The following is a 24,243-nucleotide window of genomic DNA, read 5'->3' on the forward strand; positions in this document are numbered from 1 at the left end:
CGATGCTGCGCCTGGCCGTGACGGTCGTGGCGGTCCTGTGGTTCGCCGCGGCGGTCGCGATGACCGTGTGGGACGCTGCCGGCTGGCCGATGCTGGCCATGGCCGCGGTACTGCTGCTCGGCACTCTGTTCGAACGCTTCCATTATCGCGGCGCCGACAGTCCGCTCGACGCGCCTGGCTGGCGTCCCACCGCGGAGCGCTTCCTCGACGAGGAGACCGGGCGGCTCGTGACCATATGGTATAATCCCATCACCGGCGAACGGCGCTATGTCGACGCCGATGAGAGGGGATAAAGTCCTTATTGCACTTGCGAATTAGTTGCAAAGATAATCCGGCGCCCGCGGTTTTCATGGGTTGCGACTCTCCTATTATAGGCCTAAGCCGCCGACGCTTTCACCGGCGCGCCGGTACGCGCGTCTGTGTCCGGTTGAACCAGACCCATAGGGAGTTTCCATGGCCCGCAAGAAGATCGCGCTGATCGGCGCCGGCAACATCGGCGGTACGCTCGCGCACCTCGCCGCACTCAAGGGCCTGGGCGACATCGTCCTGTTCGACGTGGTGGAGGGCGTGCCCCAGGGCAAGGCGCTCGACCTGAGCCAGTGCGGCCCGGTCGAGGGCTTCGACGCCAAGATCACCGGTTCGAACGACTATGCGGACATTGCGGGCGCCGACGTGATCATCGTGACCGCCGGCGTCGCCCGCAAGCCGGGCATGAGCCGCGACGACCTGCTCGGCATCAACCTCAAGGTGATGAAGGCCGTGGGCGAGGGCATCGCCGCCAACGCGCCCGACGCGTTCGTGATCTGCATCACCAACCCGCTCGACGCGATGGTCTGGGCGCTGCGCGAATTCTCGGGCCTGCCGCATACGAAGGTGGTCGGCATGGCCGGCGTGCTCGATTCGGCCCGCTTCAGCCACTTCCTCGCCGAGGAATTCCAGGTCTCGGTCAAGGACGTGAATTCGTTCGTGCTCGGCGGGCACGGCGACACCATGGTCCCGGTCCTCGAATATTCGACTGTCTCGGGCATCCCGGTCAGCGACCTGATCGCGATGGGCTTCTCGACCAAGGAACGCATCGACGCGATCGTGCAGCGCACCCGTTCGGGCGGCGGCGAGATCGTTGGCCTGCTCAAGACCGGCTCGGCCTTCTACGCGCCCGCCACGTCGGCGATCGCGATGGCGGAGAGCTATCTCTACGACAAGAAGCGCGTCCTGCCGGCCGCCGCGCACCTGACCGGCCAGTACGGCGTGGACGACCTGTACGTCGGCGTGCCGATCATCATCGGCAAGGACGGCGTGGAGAAGATCATCGAGATCAGCCTGACCGACGAGGCCAAGGCGAACCTCACCGTCTCGGTCGACGCGGTGAAGGAACTGCTCGTGGCCTGCAAGGCGATCGACAGCTCGCTCGGCTGATGCGCTTTCCACCGGCCATCGCAGTCATCGGTGCTTCGGGCGGTTCGCCGTACCCGATCACCGAAGTGCCGGGCGCGGCCCGGCACGATTGCGCGGCCGCCATCTGTCGGCGGAGCATGGCGGGCCCGGACGGATACTCCCTTCGGATCGCCTGGTGAGAAAGGACGGACGATGACCCTTTCCCGTGCCGCGACTCTGCTGGCGACCTTGCTCATCGCCCTTCCCGCCGCCGCGCAGGAAGCGACGCCGACCGCTCCGGCAGAGCCGGTGCCGCTGTTCCAGGCCGCCTGTGTCAGCGGTGCGGTGCGCCTGAGCAAGAACGTCGCCGAACCGATCACCTTTGCCGCGCTGCCCGCCGCCGCGCAGCGTGCGCTCGGCGCCAGCACCGTCGCGACGCGCGCCGAGGCCGAGAAGCTTCCGACCCCGGCGCCCGCGCAGGTCGCGAACGCCATCTACCGGATCGCCGGCGGCCAGCTCTATCTGATGCCGCCCACGCCGTCGCCCAGCGGCACTCCGATCGGCGACAGCTGCATCGTGCTGTGGCACGCACTGTCGGACGACGATTATTTCGCGGCACGCAAGCTCGTCCTGCCGAACGAGGACACTGTGCCGCTCACCGCCCGACCGACCGCCAGCGCGGTCGGCGCGTCGGTTGCCACTTCCGCACGCGAGGACGTTCGCCTGACCGCCGCCGCCTATGGCGGCTGGGTCGTGCTGCGCTCCTCCTCCCTATCCGAATCCAAAGCGCCTGGAGCCCAGTGAACGCATGAGCATCCTGATCAACAAGAACACCAAGGTCATCACCCAGGGGATGACCGGTGAGACCGGCACCTTCCACACCCAGCAAGCGCTCGCCTATGGGACGCAGATGGTCGGCGGCGTGACTCCCGGCAAGGGCGGTACCGAGCATATCGGCCTGCCCGTGTTCGACACCGTCGCCGAGGCCGTGACCAAGACCGGCGCCGACGCCTCGGTCATCTACGTGCCGCCGCCCTTCGCCGCGGACTCGATCCTGGAAGCGATCGACGCCGAGGTTCCGCTGATCGTCTGCATCACCGAGGGCATTCCGGTGCTCGACATGGTCAAGGTGAAGCGCGCGCTTTCGGGTTCGAAGTCGCGCCTGATCGGCCCGAACTGCCCCGGCCTGCTGACCCCGGGCGAGTGCAAGATCGGCATCATGCCGGGCTCGATCTTCTCGAAGGGTTCGGTCGGCGTCGTCTCGCGCTCGGGCACCCTCACTTATGAGGCGGTGTTCCAGACCACCAATGCCGGCCTGGGCCAGACCACCGCGGTGGGCATCGGCGGCGACCCCGTCAACGGCACCAACTTCATCGACGTGCTCGAGCTGTTCCTCGCCGACGACGAGACCAAGTCGATGATCATGATCGGCGAAATCGGCGGCTCGGCCGAAGAGGAAGCCGCCCAGTTCCTGATCGACGAGGCCAAGCGCGGCCGCAAGAAGCCGATGGCCGGCTTCATCGCGGGCCGCACGGCGCCTCCGGGCCGCCGTATGGGCCATGCCGGTGCCATCGTCTCGGGCGGCCAGGGCGGCGCCGAGGAAAAGATCGCCAAGATGGAAGAAGCGGGCATCCGGGTCGCGGCCAGCCCGTCCGAGCTGGGCTCGACCCTGGTCGAGGTGCTCAAGGGTTAACCCTTCTCTCCCTGGGAGAGAAGGCATGGAGGCCTGGCGGCTCGCTGTCCGGCCGGAGTTGGATGAGGGGGATTTCAGTTCCCATATCCCCCTCGACCTCCCACTCGGCCCTGCCGAGCGGGCCCCTCCCTCTCCCCCCGGGGGAGAGGGAATGAAGGAAGCGATATTATGGGCTATGAAGGCCTGGATTTCGAGCAAGTCGCCGGCGGGGTGAGCCCCGCCTTCGTCGAGACGCTGTACCGCCGCTACAAGGCGGACCCCACCGGCATCGAGCCGCAGTGGCAGCAGTTCTTCGAAGGCCTCGAAAGCACGGCCTCGGGCCCGAGCTGGGCGAATCCGCGCTGGCCGCTGGCCGATACCGACGCCCTCACCGCCGGGCTCGATCCCACCCAGATGGAGCCGGCGCCCAAGCCGGCCAAGGGTGGCGCGGCGCCTGCCGCCAAGCCCGCCGGCCCGGCCGCGTCCGAGAGCGACATCGCCCGCGCCGCCGGCGATTCGATCCGTGCGATGCTGCTGATCCGCACCTATCGCGTCCGCGGCCACCTCGCCGCCACACTCGATCCGCTCGGCCTGGCCCGCCAGGACCTGCCGGCGGACATGACGCCCGAATATCACGGCTTCACCGCCGCGGATCTCGATCGCCCGATCTATCTGGGCGGCACGCTCGGCCTGGAAAAGGCGACGGTGCGCGAGATCGTCGACATCCTGCGCGCCAATTACTGCGGCAATGTCGGCCTCGAATATATGCACATCTCCGACGTCGAGGAACGTCGCTTCCTGCAGGAGCGGATGGAGGGCAAGGACAAGGCCATCCAGTTCACCGTCGACGGCAAGAAGGCGATCCTCTCCAAGGTCATCGAGGCCGAGGAATGGGAGAAGTTCTGCGGCAAGAAATATGTCGGCACCAAGCGCTTCGGCCTCGACGGCGGCGAAGCGATGATCCCGGCAATGGAAGCCATCATCAAATATGGCGGCCAGCTCGGCGTGCGCGAGATCGTCTACGGCATGGCGCATCGCGGGCGGCTGAACATGCTGACCAACGTGATGGCCAAGCCCTATCGCGCGATCTTCCACGAATTCTCGGGCGGCTCGTCCAATCCCGATGACGTGGGCGGCTCGGGCGACGTGAAATATCACCTCGGCACCAGCACCGACCGCGAGTTCGACGGCATCACCGTCCACATGTCGCTGGTCGCCAATCCGTCGCACCTGGAGGCCGCCGATCCGGTGGTGCTCGGCAAGACCCGCGCGATCCAGACGATCGCGAGCGACCTGGAGCAGCACACCGGCTCGCTGCCCGTGCTGCTGCACGGCGACGCGGCGTTCGCCGGCCAGGGCATCGTGTGGGAGTGCCTCGGCTTTTCCGGCATCCGCGGCTACAATACCGGCGGCTGCCTGCACTTCATCATCAACAACCAGATCGGCTTCACGACGAGCCCGCAATTCGCGCGCTCCTCGCCCTATCCGTCGGACGTCGCCAAGGGCGTCCAGGCGCCGATCTTCCACGTCAACGGCGACGATCCCGAAGCGGTCACCTTCGCCTGCAAGATGGCGATCGAGTTCCGCCAGAAGTTCCACCGCGACGTCGTGATCGACATGTGGTGCTATCGCCGCTTCGGCCATAACGAGGGCGACGAGCCTTCGTTCACCCAGCCGCTGATGTACAAGGCGATCCGCCAGCATCCGCCGGTCAGCGTGATCTATTCGCGCAAGCTGATCGCCGAGGGCGTGATCGACCAGGGCTTTGTCGACGAGCGCACCAGGCAGTTCAACCTGCTGCTCGAAGGCGAGTTCGAAGCGGGCAAGTCCTACCTGCCCAACAAGGCGGACTGGTTCGGCGGCCGCTGGTCGGGCCTCGCGGCCCCGGGCGATCCCGAGACCGCGCGCCGCTCGGTCGATACCGGCATCGAGAAGAAGCTGTTCGACAGCCTGGGCCGCACGCTGACCGAAGTTCCCGCCGACCTCGAGATCCACAAGACGCTCGGCCGCGTGCTCGACGCCAAGCGCGCGATGTTCCAGAGCGGCGAGAATTTCGACTGGGCGACCGGCGAGGCGCTGGCCTTCGGTGCGCTGCTCTCCGAAGGATATGGCGTTCGCCTCTCGGGTCAGGATTCGGGCCGCGGCACCTTCTCGCAGCGCCACGCCGTCTGGGTCGACCAGAAGGACGAGCATCGCTACGTGCCCCTCTCGACCATCCCGCACGGGACGTTCGAGGTGCTGGATTCGCCGCTCAGCGAATATGGCGTGCTCGGCTTCGAATATGGCTATGCGCTCGCCGACCCGAAGACGCTGGTGCTGTGGGAAGCCCAGTTCGGCGACTTCGCCAATGGCGCGCAGATCATGATCGACCAGTTCATCGCCGCGGGCGAGGCCAAGTGGCTGCGCGCCAATGGCCTGGTGATGCTGCTGCCGCACGGATATGAGGGCCAGGGCCCCGAGCACAGCTCGGCGCGCCCGGAGCGCTATCTCCAGCTGTGCGCGGAAGACAATATGCAGGTCGTCAACATCACGACGCCGGCCAATTACTTCCACCTGCTGCGCCGCCAGATGCACCGCAACTTCCGCAAACCGCTGGTGCAGATGACGCCCAAATCGCTGCTGCGCCACAAGATGGCGGTGAGCAAGGCCGAGGACTTCCTGGGCGAGAGCCATTTCCGCCGCATCCTGTCCGACCCCAACGCGCCGGCGGATCAGGACGTCAAGCGGCTGGTGCTGTGCACCGGCAAGGTCGCCTATGACCTGATCGAGGCACGCGATGCCGCGGGCGACAAGAACACCGCGATCGTCCGCATCGAGCAGCTCTATCCCTTCCCGGGCGAAGCGCTGGCCGCCCGCGTCGCGCGCATGACCAATGTCGAGGAAGTGATCTGGGCGCAGGAAGAGCCGAAGAACAACGGCTATTGGTTCTTCGTCGAGCCGTTCATCGAAGCGAGCCTGGCCGAGGCGAAGTGCAAGGTGCGGCGTCCGCGCTATGCCGGCCGCGCGCCGGCCGCCGCGGTCGCCACCGGCCTGATGAAGCGCCACCAGGCCGAGCAGGGCGCGCTGATCGCCGATGCGCTCGGCCACAATGTCCGCGAAGAAATTCGCCGCACCCGCAACAACTGATACCTCCCCAGGGAACGAGGAAAGACAATGGCAGACGTTAAGGTCCCGACGCTGGGTGAATCGATCACCGAAGCCACGCTCGGCGAATGGCTGAAGAACCCCGGCGACCCCGTGCAGCTCGACGAGCCGATCGCGAGCCTGGAGACCGACAAGGTCTCGGTCGAGGTCGGCAGCCCGGTCGCCGGCGTGATGGGCGATCAGCTCGTCAAGGTGGGCGACACTGTCGAAGTCGGCGCGGTGATCGCCGTGGTGAGCGAAGGCGGCACCGCCGCCGCGCCGAGCCCGGCACCCGCCGCGGCTCCGGCACCGGCCGCCGCGCCCGCGACCGAGGCCGCCGCGCTCTCGCCCTCGGTGCGCCGCGCGGTGCTCGAGACCGGCGTCGATCCGTCGACCGTGCAGGGCACCGGCAAGGACGGCCGCCTGACCAAGGACGACGTGATCGCCGCGGCCAGCGCCAAGCCGGCCCCCGCCGCGACTCCGGCCCCCGCCGCGACTCCGGCCCCCGCCGCCGCTCCGGCCGCGTCCCCGGCCGGCGGCCGCAAGGAAGAGCGCGTCAAGATGACGCGCCTGCGCCAGACCGTCGCCAAGCGCCTGAAGGAAGCGCAGAACACTGCCGCGATGCTGACCACGTTCAACGACGTGGACATGACCGCGGTGATCGAGGCGCGCGCCAAGTACAAGGACCTGTTCGAGAAGAAGCACGGCGTCCGCCTGGGCTTCATGGGCTTCTTCGTGAAGGCCGCCTGCATGGCGCTCAAGGACATTCCGGGCGTCAACGGCTCGATCGAAGGCGATGAGATCGTCTATCACGACTATTGCGACATCTCGGTCGCCGTCTCGGCGCCGCAGGGCCTGGTCGTGCCGGTGATCCGCGACGCCGAGACGCTGAGCGTCGCCGGCATCGAGCGGACGATCGGCGACTTCGGCAAGCGCGCCAAGGACGGCACGCTGAAGATGGAAGAGATGAAGGGCGGCACCTTCACCATCTCGAACGGCGGCGTGTTCGGCTCGCTGATGTCGACGCCGATCATCAACCCGCCCCAGTCGGCCGTACTCGGCCTGCACCGCATCGAGGACCGCCCGGTGGTCCGCGACGGCCAGATCGTGATCCGCCCGATGATGTACCTCGCGCTCAGCTACGACCACCGCCTGGTCGATGGCCGCGAGGCAGTCACCTTCCTCGTCGCGCTGAAGAACGCGATCGAGGATCCGACCCGCCTGCTGATCGACCTGTAAGGGCCGCGTCATGGGGATGGTCGTCTATCTATATCGTGCGACGGCAGACGAGGTTGCAGGCCTCGCCGCCGCGCCCGACATGGTGCACGAGACCATCTTCGCCGAAGATGCCGGTGAACGCCTGGTCGACTTCGACAAGGCCTGGCACGCCTTGCACTTCATGCTGACCGGAGACGCGGGCAGCACCGACCATCCGCTCAGCATCCTAGTCGGTACCGACGAAGAACTGATCGGAACCGACGAACACGGTTTTGGCGGCTATCGGTTGGTCGAGCCGTCCGGCGTCCGTGCCTTTGCCGATGCCTTGTCGGCGATCTCGGACGAAGAGCTGGCCGGGCGTTACGACCCGTCGGCAATGGCGGCGGAACATGTCTATCTCGCCGACCTGTTCGAGGAAGATGGCGAGGAAGCGCTTCCCTATGTGATGCAGGGCGTGCCTGCACTGCGGAAGTTCGCACGCGACGCTGCCGATGCCGGAAACCACATCGTCGGCGTGCTGAGCTGAACGGAAGGATATCGCACGGTCGCTGAACTGACTTGCTTCGCCGCTACCCCAGCACGGGATTGCATGCGAGACCGGTCAACCTATGTGGCCTTGGAAGAAGAAGTGGAGGCGGGAAGAAGCAGCCTCCCCGATGATGGAGCCGGTACCGGCAGCGGCGGAGGAGCTTCCGTCCCCTCCCTTTCCGGCTCCCGTCGCAGAGACGAAAGAGAAGCAAATGGCCGACTATGATTTCGACGTGCTGGTGATCGGTTCGGGCCCCGGCGGCTATGTCGCGGCGATCCGCGCGGCGCAGCTGGGCCTCAAGACCGCGTGCGCCGAGAGCCGCGCGACGCTGGGCGGCACCTGCCTCAATGTCGGCTGCATCCCCTCCAAGGCGCTGCTCCACGCCTCCGAACTCTATGAGGAAGCCGCCAGCGGCAAGCTCGCCAAGCTCGGCATCAAGACCCCGACGGTCGAGCTCGACCTCGACGCGATGCACGGCCAGCGCATCGACGCAGTGAAGGGCCTGACCGGCGGCATCGAGTTCCTGTTCAAGAAGAACAAGGTCGAGTGGCTGAAGGGCCATGCCACCTTCACCGGCAAGGACAGCGTCAAGGTCGGCGACCGCGAGGTCCGCGCGAAGAACATCGTCATCGCCACCGGCTCCTCCGTCACGCCGCTGCCGGGCGTCGAGATCGACCAGAAGGTCGTGGTGGACTCCACCGGTGCGCTCGAGTTGCCCAAGGTCCCGCAGCATCTCGTCGTCATCGGCGGCGGCGTGATCGGCCTCGAGCTCGGCTCGGTCTGGCGCCGCGTCGGCGCCAAGGTCACCGTGGTCGAGTTCCTCGACCAGCTGCTGCCGGGCATGGACGGCGAAGTCCGCAAGGAAGCGGGCAAGCTGTTCAAGAAGCAGGGCATGGAGCTCAAGCTCTCGACCAAGGTGACCGGCGTTACCGTCGATGGCGGCAAGGCCACCCTCACGCTCGAGCCCTCGGCCGGCGGCGCTTCGGAAACGCTCGAGGCCGATGCCGTGCTCGTCTCGATCGGCCGGCGCCCGAACACTGCGGGCCTGGGCCTGGAGGCCGCCGGCCTCTCGACCAATCAGCGCGGCCAGATCGAGATCGACCACGACTTCCGCACCGCCGTCCCTGGCATCTGGGCGATCGGCGACGTCGTCCCCGGCCCGATGCTCGCGCACAAGGCCGAGGACGAAGGCATTGCGGTGGCCGAGAACATCGCCGGCCTGACCGGCATCGTGAACCATGACGTGATCCCCTCGGTCGTCTACACTTGGCCCGAGATCGCCGGCGTTGGCCTGACCGAGGAGCAGGCGAAGGAGCGCGGCGAAGTGAAGGTCGGCAAGTTCCCGATGATCGCGAACTCGCGCGCCAAGACCAACCACGAGCCGGACGGCTGGGTGAAGGTGATCGCCGACGCCAAGTCGGACCGCGTGCTCGGCGTGTGGATGATCGCCTCGGTCGCCGGCACGATGATCGCCCAGGCCGCCCAGGCGATGGAGTTCGGCGCGACGTCGGAAGACATCGCCTATACCTGCCACGCGCACCCGACCCATTCGGAAGCGTTCAAGGAAGCCGCCATGGCGGTCCAGGGCAAGCCGATCCACATCTGACCATGACCTCCCTCTCCGGATGAGAGAGGGAGTTGCGGCTGCTCCCATTGCGTGTTAGTTAACTAACACACTTTGGGAGGGACCTTCATGCGCCATTTCGTCCTCGGCTTCGCGCTCGTCTGCGCCGCGCCTGCCTTTGCCCAGGACGTGGCGCGAATGGACAAGGTCGCGGCCGCCGAGGCCGATAGCGGTGCCTTCATGGGCGCCGTGCTCGTTGCGCAGGACGGCAGGATCCTGTTCGACAAGGGCTATGGCTCGGCCAATCTCGAATGGAAGATCCCGAACGACGGCGAGACCAAATTCCGCCTCGGTTCGATCACCAAGCAGTTCACCGCCGCTTCGATCCTGCTGCTCCAGGAGCGCGGCAAGCTGCGTCTCGATGCGCCGGTGAAGGCCTATCTTCCCGATGCCCCCGCCGCCTGGGACAAGGTGACTGTCTTCCACTTGCTCACCCATAGCGCCGGCATCCCCAACTTCACGTCGTTCGACGAATATTCGGCCTCGCGGACACAGGCGACCACGCTCGATGCGCTGATCGCCCGTTTCCGCGGCAAGCCGCTCGATTTCGCCCCGGGCGAGCGGCACAGCTATTCCAACTCGGGCTATGTCCTGCTCACCGCGATCATCGAGAAGGCGAGCGGCCAGCCCTATGCCGGCTTCATCGCCGAGAACTTGTTCAAGCCGCTCGGCATGGCCGATAGCGGCTATGACAGCCATGCTCAGGTGATCCCGCACCGCGCCTCGGGCTACAGCCCGCGCGCCGGGCTGGTGGTCAATGCCGACTATATCGACATGTCGATTCCGCAGGGCGCGGGCGCGCTCTATTCGACCACGCACGACCTGCTGAAATGGGAAACCGGGCTATGGGGCGGCAAGCTGCTCAAGCCCGAATCGCTCGCGGCGATGCGGACGCCCTACAAGGACAATTACGCGCTCGGCATCGTCGCCGTCGCCAGGGACGGCAGCACCACCCTGTCGCATGGCGGCGGCATCGAGGGGTTCAACACCTGGCTCGGCTATGATCCGGACCGCAGGATCACGGTGGTGGTGCTCGCCAATCTCAACGGCAACAGCGCGGACAAGCTCGGCGCCGCGATGATGACGCTGGCGCGCGGCGGCACGATCACGCTGCCCAGCGAACGCAAGGCAGTGAAACTGGAGCCGGCCCTGCTCAAGGCCTATGAAGGCACCTATGAGGCGAATCCCAATTTCAGCTTCACCATCCGCGCCGAGGGCGACCGCCTGATCGCCCAGGCGACGCGCCAGCCGCCGCTCGAGCTGTTCCCCGAAGCGAAGGACCGCTTCTTCTTCCGCGCCGTGGACGCACAGATGGACTTCACCCGCGATGCGTCGGGCAAGATCGTCGGTGCGGTGATGCACCAGAATGGGCGCGACCAGAAAGCCGTGCGGAAATAGGGCCTCAGCCCGCCATCATCGCGCCCCAGCGTGCCCGGGTCTCGGGCGACCAGACCTCGGCCGGGTTGTAGAACCCGGCATGGGCCGGGGCACCTTCGGGCAGCACCACCCAGTCCTGCCGGGTCGACGTGAAGATATGTACGTCGGGCGGGCAGGCATTGGGTTCGGCCAGCGTCCCCACTCGCACGAACGCCGCCTTGCGCCCGGCACTGGGATAATGGCTCCATAAGGCGACATGGCAGGCCGGGCAGCGCGCGATCTCCTGGCCCGCGCCGCTCGCCGAAGGTGTATGCACCAGATCGGAGGCGCCGGTCACCGCCAGCGCCGCCGTCTCCACCACGGCGTTGATCACGAAGGCACTGCCGCTCTCGCGCTGGCACCAGCTGCAATGGCAGCAATGGACGATCATCGGTGCGGCCGTCAGCCGATAGGCCAGCTGCCCGCAGGTGCAGCGTCCCTCCATCACCGCACCACCCAGGGGCCGGAGAGCTTCGGCCGGACTCGCACCAGCGCGAAGGTGAGCGCCGCGCTGGCGATCGGTGCCAGCCACAAGGCAGTCCAGCCCCAGCGGAGATGGCTTGCCGCCCCCATCACTGCGCCGGCAACGAAGCCGAGCCACAGGAACAGATAGCGCGTCCAGGCCCAGCGATCGGGATCGCCCATCAATGCGCCGGCCAGCTTCTGCCCCATCTTGACCAGCGATCCGGTCATGTAGGTGACGCCGATCGTCACTTCGCCCTCGCGGTGGAGGATGCCGTTCTCGCAGCCCATTGCCATGGCGAGGAAGATCAGCACGATCGGCCCCGGCGACAGGCTGGCGAGCGTCGCCGCGGCCACGAGCAGCGCCGTCACGAGCAGCATCAGGCTTTCCCGGAACCGCGCCTGGCGCCAGCGCGTCACCACGCTGGCGAGGATCACGCCGCTGACGAAGCTCATCACCAGGCCGCCGGCCACCGCCGCGTCGCCGGGCAGGTTGCCCCCCAGCCCCACGCCCAGCCGCGTGCTGTTGCCGCTCATGAACGAGGCGAAGAAGCCGCCTAGGCTGGTGAAGGCCAGCGCATCGACGAAGCCGGCGAGCGCGGCGAGGCAGATGGCGATAACGACAAGCGGAGACTCGGTACGCTGCATGGCCGCACTCATGCCCCGGATGCGCGTTTGACAGCAAGCCGTTGCCGGAGAGAAACAAGACGGATGGACGCCGCCCTCGCCGCTGCCCGCATCGGGCCGATCCTGCCCTGGCTCGACATGTTCGGCATCGCGCTGTTCGCGGCGACCGGCGCGCTGGCCGCCGCGCACCGCGGCCAGACCTTCGTCACCGCCGCCTTCTTCGCGCTCGTCACCGGCGTGGGCGGCGGCACGATCCGCGACCTGCTGATCGGCGCGCCGGTCTTCTGGGTCCATGATGCCAAGGTCGCCGCGCTGATCCTGGCGGTCGCGGTGCTGATCTGGATCACGCCGCAGCGCTGGTGGAGCGACGCGACCTTCGCATGGCTCGACGCCTTCGGGCTCGCCGCCTATGCCGCGTTCGGTGCCGCCAAGGCGCTGGGATATGGCATCCCGCCGGTGCCGGCGGCAGTGATGGGCGTGGTCACCGCCTGTGCGGGCGGCATCATCCGCGACGTGCTGGCGGGCGAGCCCTCGATCCTGATGCGGCCCGAACTCTACGTGACCGCCGCCGCACTCACCGCTACGCTGCAAGTGGTGCTGACGCTCGCGGGACTGCCCGTCTTCGCGGCGGGACTGCTCGCCGCCTGTGCCGGCTTCGGCCTGCGCGCCGCGGCGATCCGGTGGAAACTCGGCCTGCCCGCCTATCGGGGCCGGCGCTAGGACCAGGACGAGGATCCTCGTCCTGGCCCCATCACCGCGTCCGCCGGAACGTCATCCCCCGCGGGGAAGACAGCCACCATAGGTGCAATCACGAACCGGCACCCCGGGGTCGAACCAGGGCGGAGGCGTGGAATCGCTTCCGCCGCCGGCGCCGTCGAGGCAGATCACGAAATATCGATCCTCACATTCCTGGCTGGTATAGCCTTGCGTGCTGAAACAATGCTCCCCCGCAGTGCGCGCACAATAACTTGCACGATCTTCCGGATCATCGGCAGCATGCACCACCGCCGTTGCCATGAACAGATATGGCACAACCATAATTACACCGGATTTACGAATAAAAACTCGCATGCTCATTTGTCATCTCCGGGATTTATATCGGCAATCACCGTTACCGATGCGATCAACACAACATCACCCCTGCCGATCGTCAATATGAACATGAATAATATACGGCATCATGGTGCAGTATTATTCAGCAACCAGGTCGATTTGTGCGACTTGCCGCCTTCGGGCCGGCGTCGTCCCGTCCGCAGCGGCTTGCCGGACGGCCCGATCTACGGCGCCAGCAACCAGGCGATCGCTTCCTCGCGATCGCCGAAGATGCCGATGTCGGGGCGAACTTCGCGAAGCCGCTGCACCTGCAGCCGGGCCAGCGCTGTGACGACGACAAAGGCCACCTTGCGCGCCCATAGCGGCCGCACGGCATCGTTGTTGAAGGTGTTGATGATCAGCTCCGCCGTGGCCTGCGGGACGACCGGGATGCTGCTGGCGTCGTAGAGCGTGACATGCTGCCCCACCTCCGGGCCGAAATCACGGACCGCGGCGCGCAGCTCCTCGCCGATCCAGGCCGCATCCTCGGGCGAAAGCATCGCCTTCAGCCTGAGATCGATCAGCTTGCGCTCGCGATCGACTTGAAGGCTGTGCAGCTCGGATTCAGGCATACGCTACTCGTACCCGGACAAGGACAGTGCAAGGATAGGCGACGGCGTGCGACCCTCAATCCCGGACAATCCCCATATCGGCGAATTTACGGGGTTCGACAGGGGGGATGCGCGGGCCGTTCAGCTCGCATTGCCAGAAGCCGACATCAATCCACTGGCCGTGCTTGAAGCCGACTTCGCGATAGACGCCCTGGCGGCGGAAGCCGACGGCCTCGTGCAGGCGGATCGAGCGATCATTGGGCAAGGTGATGGTGCCGATCGCATGGATGAAGCCCTGGGCCCGGAGCGTGGCGATCAGCGCCTCGTAGAGCAGTCGGCCGACGCCGGATCCGCTCGACGCGTCGGTCAGGTAGATCGACGTCTCGCAGACATAGCGATAGGCCGGGCGATCGCGGAACTTGCCCGCATAGGCATAGCCGATCACGCCGGCATCGGGATCGTCCGCGCTGGTGCCGCCCGTCGTCGCGACGAGCCACGGGTAGAGCCCTTCGCTCGCATGCATCCGCTTGCGCATCTCCGCCTTCTCGGGCGGCTCGATCTCGAACGAAGCGGTGCCGGTCAGCACGTGCGGCGCATAGATCGCCGCGATGGCGCCGGCATCCTCCGGCGCGGCCGCGCGGATGCCGATCACAGGCCGAGCCGCGCCGCGATCGCATCGAACAGGCGAGCGTCCTCCAGGCTGCCCGTCGCCGGACCGAAGCCGCCGCATTCGAGGCACCGCGCCTGAACCGAGCCGCCCTTGGCCAGGCGACGGGCATCGCCCAGCGCCTGGACGAACAGCGCGCGCTGGGCGATGGCGGCCCGGGCGAACAGGTCCGCCCCTGCCGGCTGATCGGCCCAGTCGCCATCCTCGTCCTTGTCGTCGGTAAAGCTGGCAACCAGCTTGGCCCAGCTCGAAGGCTCCTTCTCCAGATAGACGGCATGAACCTTGGCCGGATCGAGCTTCGCACGGCGCGCCGCCTCGGCGATCGCGTCGCCGATCCCGCCGAACCGGTCGACCAGCCCGATCTGGTGCGCGGTGCCGCCGATCCAGACGCGGCCCTGCGCGATCTCGTTGACCTTTTCCGGCGTCATCTTGCGGGCCCCCGCGACCAGCCCGATGAAGCGCGCATAGCCCGCCTCGATCGCCGACTGGAGCAGCGTGTCGGTCTCGGCATTGGTGCCGCCATACAGGTCGGGCTGGCCGCTGAGCGGCGTGGTCTTCACGCCGTCCGTGCCGACGCCGATCTTGGCAAGCGTCTTCTCGAAAGTGGGAATCACGCCGAAGATGCCGATCGAGCCGGTGATCGTATTGGGTTCGGCGAAGATCGTGTCGCCCGCGGTCGACACCCAATAGCCGCCGCTTGCCGCAAGGCTGCCCATCGAGACCACCACTGGCAGCCCCTGCGCCTTGGCCTGGAGGATCGCCTGGCGGATCTGTTCCGAGGCGAGCGCCGAGCCGCCCGGCGAATCGACGCGGACCACCAGCGCCTTCAGCTTCTTGTTCGCGAGGCCCTTGAGTACCGCTGCGCTTACCGTGTCGCCCGCCGCCTTGCCCGGGCCGGCCTTGCCGTCGACGATCTCGCCGGCGACCGTGATCACGCCGATCGCGTCGCCGCCGGTCGGGAGCGGATGCGCGGCGACGAAGTCGGCCAGCTTGATCCGGTTGAAATTGCCCGCGGGCTTGCCGCTCGGCGCACCGGCGATCTCGGCGACGCGCTTGCCGAAGGCCAGCCGGTCGCCCAGCTTGTCGACAATGCCCATCGCCAAGTTCGCCTTGGCGATGTCGCCCTTGGCAGCCGTGACCGTTTCCGCCGGCTTGGCGAGATAGTCGGCGATGCGCGCCTTGGGCCGCGCCTTGGCGATCTCCTGCTGCCACTGGCCGAGGATCGGCTGGTAGATCGCCAGCTCGGCTTCCTTGGCCTCGGGCGACATGTCGTTGCGCATGTACGGCTCGACCGCCGACTTGAACTTGCCGACGCGGTAGATGTGCGCGTTGACGCCGATCTTGTCGATCAGGCCCTTGTAATAGAGACGCGTGCCGCCCGGGCCGGCGAACATCGCGCCGCCCAGCGGATTCACCCAGATCTCGCTCGCATTGGCGGCGAGCGCATAGCTGTCATCGGTATAGGCGGTGGCATAGGCGAGCACCGGCTTGCCCGCCGCGCGCACCTTGCCCACGGCCTCGGCGACTTCGCTGATCGCCGCCGGATAGCCGCCCATGAAGCGGTCGAGATCGAGCACCACGGCCTTCACATGCGCGTCGGTCTTGGCGGCATCCAGCGCGCGCACCACGTCGCGCAGCCGCTGCTGCTTCACCGTGCTGCCGCCGCCGAGCCGCGAGAGGGGATCGATTTCCTCGGGCTGCTCCACCAGCGCGCCGTCGAGCGCCACCAGCAGCGCGCCGTCGCGAATCGCAGCGGGATTCGGCTTGGCGGAAAGTGCCGCGAACAACATCGTGAAGAACAGCAGCATGAAGACCAGGACAAGAAAGTCCTTGATCCCCACCAGGATCTTCCAGGCGCCCCGAACAAGCTTCACGTGCCGCTCCCATGCGAAGGAATATGCCCGTGGTGCTAGAGGATCGCGGCGGATGCGTAAATGCCCGTGCCGCTCCTGCAAGGCCCCCGCCCGTCCCGGAGCGAGAGTTTCAGCGCGGGACGGCGCCGCCTAAATTTGCAACGGCGCGCCGCGCACTGGTTGACGCAGGCGGATCGGCTTCGCATATCGCCGCCGCTGGCACTCGACTCAGCTGAGTGCCAAACAAGAGATCAACCCTGAAATAAGGATCAGGCAATGAACTTCCGTCCGTTGCACGACCGTGTGCTCGTCCGCCGCGTCGAAGCCGAGGCGAAGACCGCCGGCGGCATCATCATTCCGGACACCGCCCAGGAAAAGCCGCAAGAAGGCGAAGTCGTCGCCGTCGGCTCGGGCGCCAAGAACGAGAAGGGCGAGGTCACCCCGCTCGACGTCAAGGCCGGCGACCGCATCCTGTTCGGCAAGTGGTCGGGCACCGAGGTCAAGGTCAACGGCGAAGACCTGCTCATCATGAAGGAAAGCGACATCCTCGGGATCGTCGGCTGAACCGCGCGGGGGCGGAATCGAGGCCCCCATAGCCTAAACTTCCTAAACTTCCAGCTTTTGAAAGGTCAGCCAAGATGGCAGCCAAGGACGTGAAATTCGGCCGCGACGCGCGTGAGCGCATCCTGCGCGGCGTCGACATCCTCGCCGATGCGGTGAAGGTGACTCTGGGCCCGAAGGGCCGCAACGTCGTGATCGAGAAGAGCTTCGGCGCGCCGCGCATCACCAAGGACGGCGTCACCGTCGCCAAGGAAATCGAACTCAAGGACAAGTTCGAGAACATGGGCGCGCAGATGATCCGTGAAGTCGCCTCGAAGGCGAACGACACGGCCGGCGACGGCACCACCACCGCCACCGTGCTCGCCCAGGCGATCGTGCGCGAAGGCATGAAGTCGGTCGCGGCCGGCATGAACCCGATGGACCTGAAGCGCGGCATCGATCTCGCGGTCGCCAAGGTCGTCGAGGACGTGAAGTCGCGCTCGAAGCCGGTTGCCGGCACCAACGAAGTCGCCCAGGTCGGCATCATCTCGGCGAACGGCGACAGGGAAGTCGGCGAGAAGATCGCCGAGGCGATGGACAAGGTCGGCAAGGAAGGCGTGATCACCGTCGAAGAGGCGAAGGGTCTCGAGTTCGAGCTCGACGTCGTCGAAGGCATGCAGTTCGACCGCGGCTATCTGTCGCCCTATTTCATCACCAACCCGGAGAAGATGTCGGTCGAGCTCGCCGATCCGTTCATCCTGATCCACGAGAAGAAGCTGTCGAACCTCCAGTCGATGCTGCCGATCCTCGAGGCGGTCGTGCAGTCGGGTCGCCCGCTGCTGATCATCGCCGAGGACATCGAAGGCGAGGCGCTGGCCACCCTGGTCGTCAACAAGCTGCGCGGCGGCCTGAAGGTCGCGGCCGTCAAGGCGCCGGGCTTCGGCGATCGCCGCAAGGCGATGCTCGAGGACATCGCGATCCTCACCAAGGGCGAAGTCATCTCGGAAGACCTGGGCATCAAGCTCGAGTCGGTTACCCTGGGCATGCTCGGCACCGCCAAGCGCGTCACGATCGACAAGGACAACACCACCATCGTCGATGGCGCCGGTGAAGCCGATGCGATCAAGGGCCGCACCGACGCGATCCGCCAGCAGATCGAAGTCACCACCAGCGACTATGACCGCGAGAAGCTCCAGGAGCGTCTCGCCAAGCTCGCCGGCGGCGTGGCCGTGATCAAGGTCGGCGGTGCCACCGAAGTCGAGGTGAAGGAGCGCAAGGACCGCGTCGACGACGCGCTGCACGCGACCCGCGCGGCCGTGGAAGAGGGCATCGTTCCGGGCGGCGGCACTGCGCTGCTCTACGCCACCAAGGCCCTGGACGGCCTGAAGGGCGTGAACGACGACCAGACCCGCGGCGTCGACATCATCCGCAAGGCGATCACCGCGCCGCTCAAGCAGATCGCCCAGAACGCCGGCCATGACGGCGCCGTCGTCGCGGGCAAGCTGCTCGAAGGCACCGACAGCTCGCTCGGCTTCAACGCCGCGACCGACGTGTACGAGAACCTGGTCACCGCCGGCGTGATCGACCCGACCAAGGTCGTCCGCACTGCGCTCCAGGATGCGGCCTCGGTCGCCGGCCTGCTCATCACCACCGAAGCGGCGGTGAGCGAGCTGCCGGAAGACAAGCCCGCCATGCCCCCCATGGGTGGCGGCATGGGCGGCATGGGCGGCATGGACTTCTAAGTCCCCGTCCCGTCGGAACCAGGAAAGGCCGGGGAGCGATCTCCGGCCTTTCTTCCATCCTGGGTCACGGATCCAGGCACCAAACATATCCGTGCCGTTTCCGAAACATTTCCGATTTCCACGAATTCGAGCGGTTACCTGCTTGACCCCATTTTTAGGATGGAAGAGGTAACAGGCGTTAGCCAAGGGGGTGGTTAGGTGTACAATTGGATTGCCGGACGCATACGTTGCGTCGGGGGTCGGCACGAGCGTTCCGAAAAACATGCGCAGCGCGTAGGCGAGGGCGAGAAATTCGTCAGCAAATGCCGATATTGCGGCGTACACATGACGCGGCGCGCCAAGCGCGACTGGATCGTCACGCCCAAGGGCGCCCGCTGAACCGAGGCGTGCTGGCGTCATAAGGCGACAAACCACTTCCCTTCCCCGCGAAACCGCGACAGATTGGCGGCCTCACCACAGCGCCGGCCTACAGGCGCGCTCTCGGGGACTGGAACATGACCGAACTTTCTCGCCGTGAGGCTCTTGCGGCCGCCACGTTCGCCGGCGCCGTTGCCGCGCTGCCCGCATGGGCGCGCCAGGCGACCGCGCCCGCCGGCGCGCAGTGGGACCTGAGCGAATTATATCCCAGCGATGCCGCCTGGGAGGATGCCCGCAAGCGGATGCTCGCCGCGATTCCCGCCATCGCCAAGTTCAAGGGCCGGCTCGGCGAAAGCGCGGACGTACTGGCCGAGGCGCTGACGCTCCAGTCCGATCTCGGCCGCACGATCAGCCGCATCTACACCTATGCCAGCCTGAAGGGCGACGAGGACGTCCGCATCTCGGCCAATCAGGAGAAGCTGGCGCAGGCACGCGACCTCTACACTGCGTTCGGCGAGGCCAGTTCCTGGACTTCGCCCGAGCTGCTGACGCTCGGCAAGGCGAAGATCGACACCTTCCTCGCCGCCAATGCGACGTTGCGCACGCGATTCGACTTCGCGCTGGCCGAGACGCTGCGCCAGGCCGAGCACACGCTCTCGCCCGAAGGCGAGGCGATCCTCGCGAGCGCGAGCTCGCCGCTCGCGGCGCCGGGCGAGATCTCGGGCCAGCTGCGCTCGTCCGACATCCCCTGGCCGACGATCACCCTCTCGACCGGCAAGGCGGTGCGCCTCGATTCGCAGGGCTATACGCTCAATCGCGACGCGCCCAACCGCGAGGATCGCAAGGCGGTGTTCAACGCCTTCTGGACCGCGCACGGCAAGTTCCAGAACTCGTTCGGCGCGACCTATGGCGCCGAGGTGCGCGGCGACATCTTCTATGCCAAGGCCCGCAAATATCCGACGTCGCTCGCCCGCGCGCTTTCGGGCAACAACGTGCCCGAGACCGTCTATCGCACGCTGGTTGCCGAAGCGAACAAGGGGCTGCCCCAGCTCCACCGCTATTTCGAGCTGCGCCGCAAGATGCTCAAGCTGCCGGACATCGGCTATTACGATATCTATCCGCCGCTCGTGTCGATGGACCGCAGCTACACGCTCGACCAGATGCGCGCGACCACGCTGGAAGCAGTGAAGCCGCTCGGCCCCGACTATCAGGCGCGGATCGCCAAGGCGACTTCGGCCAAATGGATGGACCCCTGGCCCCGCGAGGGCAAGCGCCCGGGCGCATACATGAATCCCGGCGCCTTCGACGTGCATCCCTATCTGCTGCTCAATCTGAGCGACAAATATGACGGGATGAGCACCTATGCGCACGAATGGGGCCATGCGCTCCACTCGCTGCTCGCCAATTCGGCCCAGCCTTATGACAAGGCCGATTATCCGATCTTCCTCGCCGAGATCGCCTCAACCTGCAACGAGCAGCTGCTGGTCGCGCACATGCTCAGGAACGCCAAGACCAAGGAAGAGAAGCTCTTCTATCTCGGCCAGCAGATGGAGAATTATCGCGGCACCTTCTATCGCCAGACCATGTTCGCCGAGTTCGAGCTGAAGGCGCACGACATGGCGGAGGCAGGCCAGGGCCTGTCGGGCGAGAAGTTCACCAAGGTATATGGCGAGCTGCTGCGCACCTATCACGGGCCGAACATGATCCTCGCGCCCGAATATGCCAATGAATGGGCTTATATTCCCCACTTCTACAACAGCTTCTACGTATACCAATATGCGACCTGCATCTCGGCGGCGACTTTCTTCGCCCAGTCGATCCTGAAGGGCGGCGCCAAGGAGCGCGACAATTACCTGTCGGTGCTGAAGGCCGGCGGATCGGGTTATCCGACCGAGATCCTGAAGCGCGCCGGCCTCGATATGGCCAGCCCGGCCCCGTATCAGGCGCTGATCGCGGACTTCAAGAACGTGCTCGACCAGGCTGAAGCGCTGGTCGGCTGACTTGTTGCTTGCGGTGCCGGCCCGCGCCCGGCCTCCCGGCAGCAATGTCGGGGGCCGGTGGGGGAGCCGGCCAGTGCCGCCTAGAAGCGCTTTCGCGTCGGCGCATGGAAATCGGGCGGCTTGTCCGCGATCCATGCGACGAAGCGGCGGATGTCCTCCGACCGGAGCAGCGCCGCCATCGTGGGATAGAGCCGCGCCAGCTCGGCATTGCTCGCACAGGCATGGATGGTGCGGTGGCAGATCGGATGGAGCGGCACCGTTTCCCGGCCGCCCTCGCTCTTGGGCAGCACATGGTGCCATTCGCTCCGCCGGCCGAGCGGGCGGGCACAGAGCGCGCAGGCCGTTGCCGGCGGTGCATCCGCCGCGGCCGCCATCGCCGCCGCGACTTGCTTGCGCCGGACCCGGCCGCTCATCCTTCGAGCTGGCGCAACAGCCAGTCGTCGACCACCAGGTCGAGCACCAGATGGATGCGTGCGCTCCGGCCCCGGTTCGCCACACTGTGCGGATCGGCGAGCCGCAGATACCAGGCCTCGCCCGGCGCCATCGTCACGCGCGTGCCGTTCAGCCGGAAATCGACATCGTCGTTGGTCAGCACCGGCACATGGATCCGCGCGAAGCCCCCGGCGATGTCGAGGTCGAAATCCGCATGTTCCTTGATCACCGACCCTGCCGCGAGCCGCATCAGCCGGACCGAGCGGACCGGACAGGCGAATGCGTCGATCACCGCCGACAAGGCCGGCATCCGCACGCGCCACGGCGTGTCGACGAACGCGGCATCGCCGGGCGCCGAATAGATCAGCTGGACCGGATGGGTGGCGCCGGCCTGCGCACGCAACGGCAATGCGCTCCAGTCGCCCTCGTAATTCCGCTTCACGAAATGAGCGGTCCAGTCGTCCCGTTCGAGCGCGGCGATATCGGCGGCGAGCGGCCCGGGATCGAAGGCAAGCGGCAACCGTACCCGATCGGGCCAGATGGATTGTGTGGGTAGGGTCGCCATATTAGCCTGCCTCGTCCTCGACATGACCCTATCCCCGCCTCGGATGATTGCAATGCCACCCTCAACACTCGATCAGTTCCGCGCGGCCGTGATGGCCGATGCGCTGGCCCAGGCGCATCTTGCCGAACCCCGCGACCCGGCGGTGTTCGAGGCGCGCGCGCTCGCCTGGGCCAGGGCGCGCGGCATGGCGCTGACCCCGGCAGATCTGATCGAGAGCAGCCGCCCCGATCCCCTCGGGCTGCAGCGCTTCTTCCAGGCGCCGCTCGTCCAGCCGGACTGGCCGCCCCAGGGCTGGCTCCCGGCAAGCTTCGCTCCCTTCCCCGAACCCGCGATCCAGTGGCTCAACTTCGCGGGCGTCTCTCCCAGCCGCCCCTTTTTCGAGGATGCGGTGCGCGAGGCGGCGGACCGGCCGTTCAACCGGCTGTTCCGCATCGCCACGCCGCTCGCCGGCTTCCTTGGCCGAGCGAATCCACGCCCGCCTTCGGGCTTCATCTTCCATATGTCGCGCTGCGGCTCGACGCTGGTCTCCCAGATGCTCGGTGCGGGGCCGGGCCATGTCTCGATTTCCGAAGCGGCGCCGCTGGACGCCATGATCCAGTGCCGCTTCGCCGATGCGGAAGCGCATGCCGATGCCTTGCGCGGGCTGGTCGATGCCTATGCCCGCGGCGCCGGGCATCTCTTCGTCAAGCTCGACAGCTGGCACACGCGCGCACTGCCGCTGCTGCGCCGCGCCTTTCCCGAGACGCCCTGGATCTTTCTGTATCGCGATCCGGTCGAGGTGCTGGTTTCGCAGCAGCGCCTGCGCGGCGTGCAGACCGTGCCCGGCGTCGTGCCGCTCGAATGGTTCGGCCTGGCACCCGAGGCGGCACAGCTTCCCGAGCGCGCGTTCATTGCCCGAATTCTCGAACGGACCTGCAGCGCGGTGATCGAGCATGGCGGGGGCAAGGGACTGCTGGTCAACTATGCCGAACTGCCCCAGGCCGTTTTCGACCGCATCCTTCCCCATTTCGGCGTCGCGCCCGACGCTGTGGCGCTGACCGCGATGACGGCGGCCTCCACGCGCTATTCCAAGGCGCCGACAGTCCGTTTCCATGCCGATGGAGCAGGCAAGCAACGTGACGCGGACGACGAGCTGCGCACCACCGCCGAACAGTATCTCGCCCCGGTATTCGCCGCACTCGAGGCCCGGCGCGCCACAGCCTAGGCCCGTTTCGACGGGACGGCGCCTGCCCCTCAGCCGCCCTTCTGCATCGCCTCGATGATCTTCTTCACTTCCTGGCTGCGGCCGCGCGGCAGGACGAGCACGTCATTGCCCGAGGCCACCACGATCAGATCCTCGACGCCGACCAGCGCCACGCGCTTGCCGGGCTCGGCGCGGACCAGGCAGTTGCTCGATTCGATCACCACGGCGTCGCCGCGCACGACATTGCCGCCGGCATCGGCATGGCTGATCGCATGGAGCGCGTCCCAGCTGCCGACGTCGCTCCAGCCCATCGTCACCGGCACGACCGCCACGCGCGGCGCCCTTTCCATCACCGCATAGTCGATCGAATCCGCAGGGCTGGCAGCGAAGCTGTCGGCGTCGGGCCAGACTCGGGCACCCTCGCGCCGCCCCTTCTCCATTGCCTGCTGCGCCGCGTGCAGCATGTCGGGCGCATAGCTCGCCAGGGCCTCCAGATAGGCATCGGCGCGGAACAGGAAGATGCCGCCGTTCCAGGTATGCCCGCCCTCGGCGAGCATTGCCTCGGCCTTGTCGCGCGCCGGCTTCTCGACGAAGCGCTCGACGCGGTGCACGCCATTGGCCAGCACTTCCCCCACCTTGATCCAGCCATAGCCGGTCTCGGCCGCATCGGGCGTGATGCCGAAGGTGATCAGCCAGCCATCCTCCGCCAGCGGCAGCGCGGCTTCGATCGCCAGGTGAAAGGCGTCGACATCGGCGATCACGTGATCCGACGGCATCACGAGCAACGGCTGGGCGCCGCCGCCCGCGGCGATCGCGGCAAGCGCGATCGCCGGCGCAGTGTTGCGGCCCATCGGTTCGAGCACGAGCGCGTGCGCAGCACTGTCCGCAGCGGCAAGCTGCTCCTCGACCATGTCGGCATGATGCGCGTTGGCGACGACGATCGGCCGGCCGAATCGCTCGCCTGCGGCGCGACGCGCGGTGAGCTGGAGCATCGTCTCCTCGGCCGTCAGCGAAAGAAGCTGCTTGGGTCTCTCGGCCCGCGACATCGGCCAGAGTCGGGTGCCCGATCCCCCCGACAGGATGACAGGAACGATCGGCTTCGAATCCGGCATCTGCTTCGAACCTCCTGAAGATGCCGCAATGCGGCGATTTGCCCCCGGGGTCAAACACATGGGCCGCAATATCGGTGCCGCCGACGCGAGATTTTTCCGCCGGC

The 24,243-nt window shown here is 66.8% G+C and carries 23 protein-coding genes; 14 read left to right on the forward strand and 9 right to left on the reverse strand.

The window, feature by feature from the left end; all coding sequences use genetic code 11:
- Positions 1 to 2 precede the first annotated feature (2 nt).
- From FFS08_RS05075 to FFS08_RS05115, 9 genes are all read left to right on the forward strand, one after another.
- Positions 3 to 293 (forward strand): hypothetical protein, encoded by a 291-nt coding sequence (locus FFS08_RS05075; RefSeq protein ID WP_137862638.1) that lies wholly within the window; start codon positions 3 to 5, stop codon positions 291 to 293.
- 160 nt (positions 294 to 453) lie between these two features.
- On the forward strand, positions 454 to 1,416 hold the full coding sequence (mdh, locus tag FFS08_RS05080; RefSeq protein WP_137862637.1) for a malate dehydrogenase: 963 nt from the start codon (positions 454 to 456) through the stop codon (positions 1,414 to 1,416).
- Positions 1,417 to 1,587: 171 nt separating this feature from the next.
- The gene (locus FFS08_RS05085) at positions 1,588 to 2,178 is read left to right on the forward strand and encodes a hypothetical protein (protein ID WP_137862636.1); all 591 of its coding nucleotides are present in this window, start codon (positions 1,588 to 1,590) and stop codon (positions 2,176 to 2,178) included.
- A 4-nt stretch (positions 2,179 to 2,182) separates the two neighbouring features.
- Positions 2,183 to 3,067, forward strand: a complete 885-nt coding sequence (gene sucD, locus FFS08_RS05090) for a succinate--CoA ligase subunit alpha (RefSeq protein WP_137862635.1) — start codon at positions 2,183 to 2,185, stop codon at positions 3,065 to 3,067.
- A 168-nt stretch (positions 3,068 to 3,235) separates the two neighbouring features.
- Positions 3,236 to 6,172, forward strand: a complete 2,937-nt coding sequence (locus FFS08_RS05095) for a 2-oxoglutarate dehydrogenase E1 component (RefSeq protein WP_137862634.1) — start codon at positions 3,236 to 3,238, stop codon at positions 6,170 to 6,172.
- Between the two features lie 27 nt (positions 6,173 to 6,199).
- Complete coding sequence (gene odhB / locus FFS08_RS05100) at positions 6,200 to 7,408, forward strand: 2-oxoglutarate dehydrogenase complex dihydrolipoyllysine-residue succinyltransferase (RefSeq protein WP_137862633.1); 1,209 nt, start codon at positions 6,200 to 6,202, stop codon at positions 7,406 to 7,408.
- 10 nt (positions 7,409 to 7,418) lie between these two features.
- Positions 7,419 to 7,913, forward strand: coding sequence for a YfbM family protein (locus FFS08_RS05105; protein WP_137862632.1), 495 nt, complete (start codon positions 7,419 to 7,421; stop codon positions 7,911 to 7,913).
- Between the two features lie 214 nt (positions 7,914 to 8,127).
- Entirely contained in the window at positions 8,128 to 9,522 is a 1,395-nt protein-coding gene (gene lpdA / locus FFS08_RS05110) for a dihydrolipoyl dehydrogenase (RefSeq protein ID WP_137862631.1), read from the forward strand.
- An 87-nt stretch (positions 9,523 to 9,609) separates the two neighbouring features.
- Entirely contained in the window at positions 9,610 to 10,938 is a 1,329-nt protein-coding gene (locus tag FFS08_RS05115; protein ID WP_137862630.1) for a serine hydrolase, read from the forward strand.
- A gap of 4 nt (positions 10,939 to 10,942) precedes the next feature.
- Here the strand turns inward: FFS08_RS05115 and FFS08_RS05120 are convergent, their stop codons facing one another.
- Both FFS08_RS05120 and FFS08_RS05125 read right to left on the reverse strand, forming a co-directional pair.
- Entirely contained in the window at positions 10,943 to 11,401 is a 459-nt protein-coding gene (locus FFS08_RS05120) for a GFA family protein (protein ID WP_137862629.1), read from the reverse strand.
- Entirely contained in the window at positions 11,401 to 12,066 is a 666-nt protein-coding gene (locus FFS08_RS05125) for a YoaK family protein (protein ID WP_137862628.1), read from the reverse strand. The genes FFS08_RS05120 and FFS08_RS05125 overlap by 1 nt, the downstream gene beginning before the upstream one ends.
- Positions 12,067 to 12,129: 63 nt before the next feature.
- On the opposite strand from FFS08_RS05125, the gene FFS08_RS05130 reads away from it, so the two are divergent.
- On the forward strand, positions 12,130 to 12,765 hold the full coding sequence (locus tag FFS08_RS05130) for a trimeric intracellular cation channel family protein (protein ID WP_137862627.1): 636 nt from the start codon (positions 12,130 to 12,132) through the stop codon (positions 12,763 to 12,765).
- Positions 12,766 to 12,816: 51 nt separating this feature from the next.
- Here the strand turns inward: FFS08_RS05130 and FFS08_RS05135 are convergent, their stop codons facing one another.
- The 4 genes from FFS08_RS05135 to sppA form a co-directional block, all read right to left on the reverse strand.
- Positions 12,817 to 13,122: a hypothetical protein gene (locus FFS08_RS05135; protein ID WP_137862626.1), complete on the reverse strand. Its 306-nt coding sequence runs from the start codon at positions 13,120 to 13,122 to the stop codon at positions 12,817 to 12,819.
- 200 nt (positions 13,123 to 13,322) lie between these two features.
- Positions 13,323 to 13,709, reverse strand: a complete 387-nt coding sequence (locus FFS08_RS05140) for a hypothetical protein (RefSeq protein ID WP_137862625.1) — start codon at positions 13,707 to 13,709, stop codon at positions 13,323 to 13,325.
- 55 nt (positions 13,710 to 13,764) lie between these two features.
- Positions 13,765 to 14,340, reverse strand: a complete 576-nt coding sequence (locus FFS08_RS05145) for a GNAT family N-acetyltransferase (RefSeq protein WP_137862624.1) — start codon at positions 14,338 to 14,340, stop codon at positions 13,765 to 13,767.
- On the reverse strand, positions 14,337 to 16,229 hold the full coding sequence (gene sppA / locus FFS08_RS05150; protein ID WP_137862623.1) for a signal peptide peptidase SppA: 1,893 nt from the start codon (positions 16,227 to 16,229) through the stop codon (positions 14,337 to 14,339). Before sppA ends, FFS08_RS05145 begins: the two co-directional genes overlap by 4 nt.
- Positions 16,230 to 16,484: 255 nt before the next feature.
- Here sppA and groES point away from each other — a divergent pair, with 255 nt between their 5' ends.
- The 3 genes from groES to pepF all read left to right on the forward strand — a co-directional run bounded on the left by groES (position 16,485) and on the right by pepF (position 20,847).
- Positions 16,485 to 16,772 (forward strand): co-chaperone GroES, encoded by a 288-nt coding sequence (groES, locus tag FFS08_RS05155; protein ID WP_137862622.1) that lies wholly within the window; start codon positions 16,485 to 16,487, stop codon positions 16,770 to 16,772.
- 74 nt (positions 16,773 to 16,846) lie between these two features.
- Positions 16,847 to 18,490, forward strand: coding sequence for a chaperonin GroEL (groL, locus tag FFS08_RS05160; RefSeq protein WP_137862621.1), 1,644 nt, complete (start codon positions 16,847 to 16,849; stop codon positions 18,488 to 18,490).
- A gap of 494 nt (positions 18,491 to 18,984) precedes the next feature.
- Positions 18,985 to 20,847: an oligoendopeptidase F gene (pepF, locus tag FFS08_RS05165; RefSeq protein ID WP_137862620.1), complete on the forward strand. Its 1,863-nt coding sequence runs from the start codon at positions 18,985 to 18,987 to the stop codon at positions 20,845 to 20,847.
- Between the two features lie 80 nt (positions 20,848 to 20,927).
- Here the strand turns inward: pepF and FFS08_RS05170 are convergent, their stop codons facing one another.
- Both FFS08_RS05170 and FFS08_RS05175 read right to left on the reverse strand, forming a co-directional pair.
- A complete protein-coding gene (locus tag FFS08_RS05170) occupies positions 20,928 to 21,221 on the reverse strand; it encodes an HNH endonuclease family protein (RefSeq protein ID WP_137862760.1) in 294 nt (97 codons plus the stop codon).
- 35 nt (positions 21,222 to 21,256) lie between these two features.
- A complete protein-coding gene (locus FFS08_RS05175; RefSeq protein WP_137862619.1) occupies positions 21,257 to 21,844 on the reverse strand; it encodes an aspartyl/asparaginyl beta-hydroxylase domain-containing protein in 588 nt (195 codons plus the stop codon).
- 52 nt (positions 21,845 to 21,896) lie between these two features.
- Between FFS08_RS05175 and FFS08_RS05180 the strand changes: the two genes are divergently transcribed.
- Complete coding sequence (locus FFS08_RS05180; RefSeq protein WP_137862618.1) at positions 21,897 to 23,048, forward strand: sulfotransferase family protein; 1,152 nt, start codon at positions 21,897 to 21,899, stop codon at positions 23,046 to 23,048.
- A gap of 29 nt (positions 23,049 to 23,077) precedes the next feature.
- Here the strand turns inward: FFS08_RS05180 and FFS08_RS05185 are convergent, their stop codons facing one another.
- Positions 23,078 to 24,139, reverse strand: a complete 1,062-nt coding sequence (locus tag FFS08_RS05185) for a mannose-1-phosphate guanylyltransferase/mannose-6-phosphate isomerase (RefSeq protein WP_137862617.1) — start codon at positions 24,137 to 24,139, stop codon at positions 23,078 to 23,080.
- Positions 24,140 to 24,243 lie beyond the last annotated feature (104 nt).

It is taken from the genome of Sphingomonas sp. 1F27F7B (assembly GCF_005503355.1).
Taxonomy (GTDB): Bacteria; Pseudomonadota; Alphaproteobacteria; order Sphingomonadales; family Sphingomonadaceae; genus Sphingomonas.

Excerpts from the sequence above, each read along its gene's own strand:
- FFS08_RS05140 (WP_137862625.1), bottom strand. The coding sequence starts at position 13,709 with ATGCCTGAATCCGAGCTGCACAGCCTTCAAGTCGATCGCGAGCGCAAG.
- pepF (WP_137862620.1), top strand. The coding sequence starts at position 18,985 with ATGACCGAACTTTCTCGCCGTGAGGCTCTTGCGGCCGCCACGTTCGCC.
- groL (WP_137862621.1), top strand. The coding sequence starts at position 16,847 with ATGGCAGCCAAGGACGTGAAATTCGGCCGCGACGCGCGTGAGCGCATC.
- FFS08_RS05105 (WP_137862632.1), top strand. The coding sequence starts at position 7,419 with ATGGGGATGGTCGTCTATCTATATCGTGCGACGGCAGACGAGGTTGCA.
- FFS08_RS05135 (WP_137862626.1), bottom strand. The coding sequence starts at position 13,122 with ATGAGCATGCGAGTTTTTATTCGTAAATCCGGTGTAATTATGGTTGTG.
- lpdA (WP_137862631.1), top strand. The coding sequence starts at position 8,128 with ATGGCCGACTATGATTTCGACGTGCTGGTGATCGGTTCGGGCCCCGGC.
- FFS08_RS05130 (WP_137862627.1), top strand. The coding sequence starts at position 12,130 with ATGGACGCCGCCCTCGCCGCTGCCCGCATCGGGCCGATCCTGCCCTGG.
- FFS08_RS05115 (WP_137862630.1), top strand. The coding sequence starts at position 9,610 with ATGCGCCATTTCGTCCTCGGCTTCGCGCTCGTCTGCGCCGCGCCTGCC.
- FFS08_RS05095 (WP_137862634.1), top strand. The coding sequence starts at position 3,236 with ATGGGCTATGAAGGCCTGGATTTCGAGCAAGTCGCCGGCGGGGTGAGC.
- sucD (WP_137862635.1), top strand. The coding sequence starts at position 2,183 with ATGAGCATCCTGATCAACAAGAACACCAAGGTCATCACCCAGGGGATG.
- FFS08_RS05170 (WP_137862760.1), bottom strand. The coding sequence starts at position 21,221 with ATGGCGGCCGCGGCGGATGCACCGCCGGCAACGGCCTGCGCGCTCTGT.
- odhB (WP_137862633.1), top strand. The coding sequence starts at position 6,200 with ATGGCAGACGTTAAGGTCCCGACGCTGGGTGAATCGATCACCGAAGCC.
- FFS08_RS05120 (WP_137862629.1), bottom strand. The coding sequence starts at position 11,401 with ATGGAGGGACGCTGCACCTGCGGGCAGCTGGCCTATCGGCTGACGGCC.
- FFS08_RS05075 (WP_137862638.1), top strand. The coding sequence starts at position 3 with ATGCTGCGCCTGGCCGTGACGGTCGTGGCGGTCCTGTGGTTCGCCGCG.
- FFS08_RS05085 (WP_137862636.1), top strand. The coding sequence starts at position 1,588 with ATGACCCTTTCCCGTGCCGCGACTCTGCTGGCGACCTTGCTCATCGCC.
- FFS08_RS05125 (WP_137862628.1), bottom strand. The coding sequence starts at position 12,066 with ATGCAGCGTACCGAGTCTCCGCTTGTCGTTATCGCCATCTGCCTCGCC.
- FFS08_RS05180 (WP_137862618.1), top strand. The coding sequence starts at position 21,897 with ATGCCACCCTCAACACTCGATCAGTTCCGCGCGGCCGTGATGGCCGAT.
- FFS08_RS05175 (WP_137862619.1), bottom strand. The coding sequence starts at position 21,844 with ATGGCGACCCTACCCACACAATCCATCTGGCCCGATCGGGTACGGTTG.
- groES (WP_137862622.1), top strand. The coding sequence starts at position 16,485 with ATGAACTTCCGTCCGTTGCACGACCGTGTGCTCGTCCGCCGCGTCGAA.
- FFS08_RS05185 (WP_137862617.1), bottom strand. The coding sequence starts at position 24,139 with ATGCCGGATTCGAAGCCGATCGTTCCTGTCATCCTGTCGGGGGGATCG.
- mdh (WP_137862637.1), top strand. The coding sequence starts at position 454 with ATGGCCCGCAAGAAGATCGCGCTGATCGGCGCCGGCAACATCGGCGGT.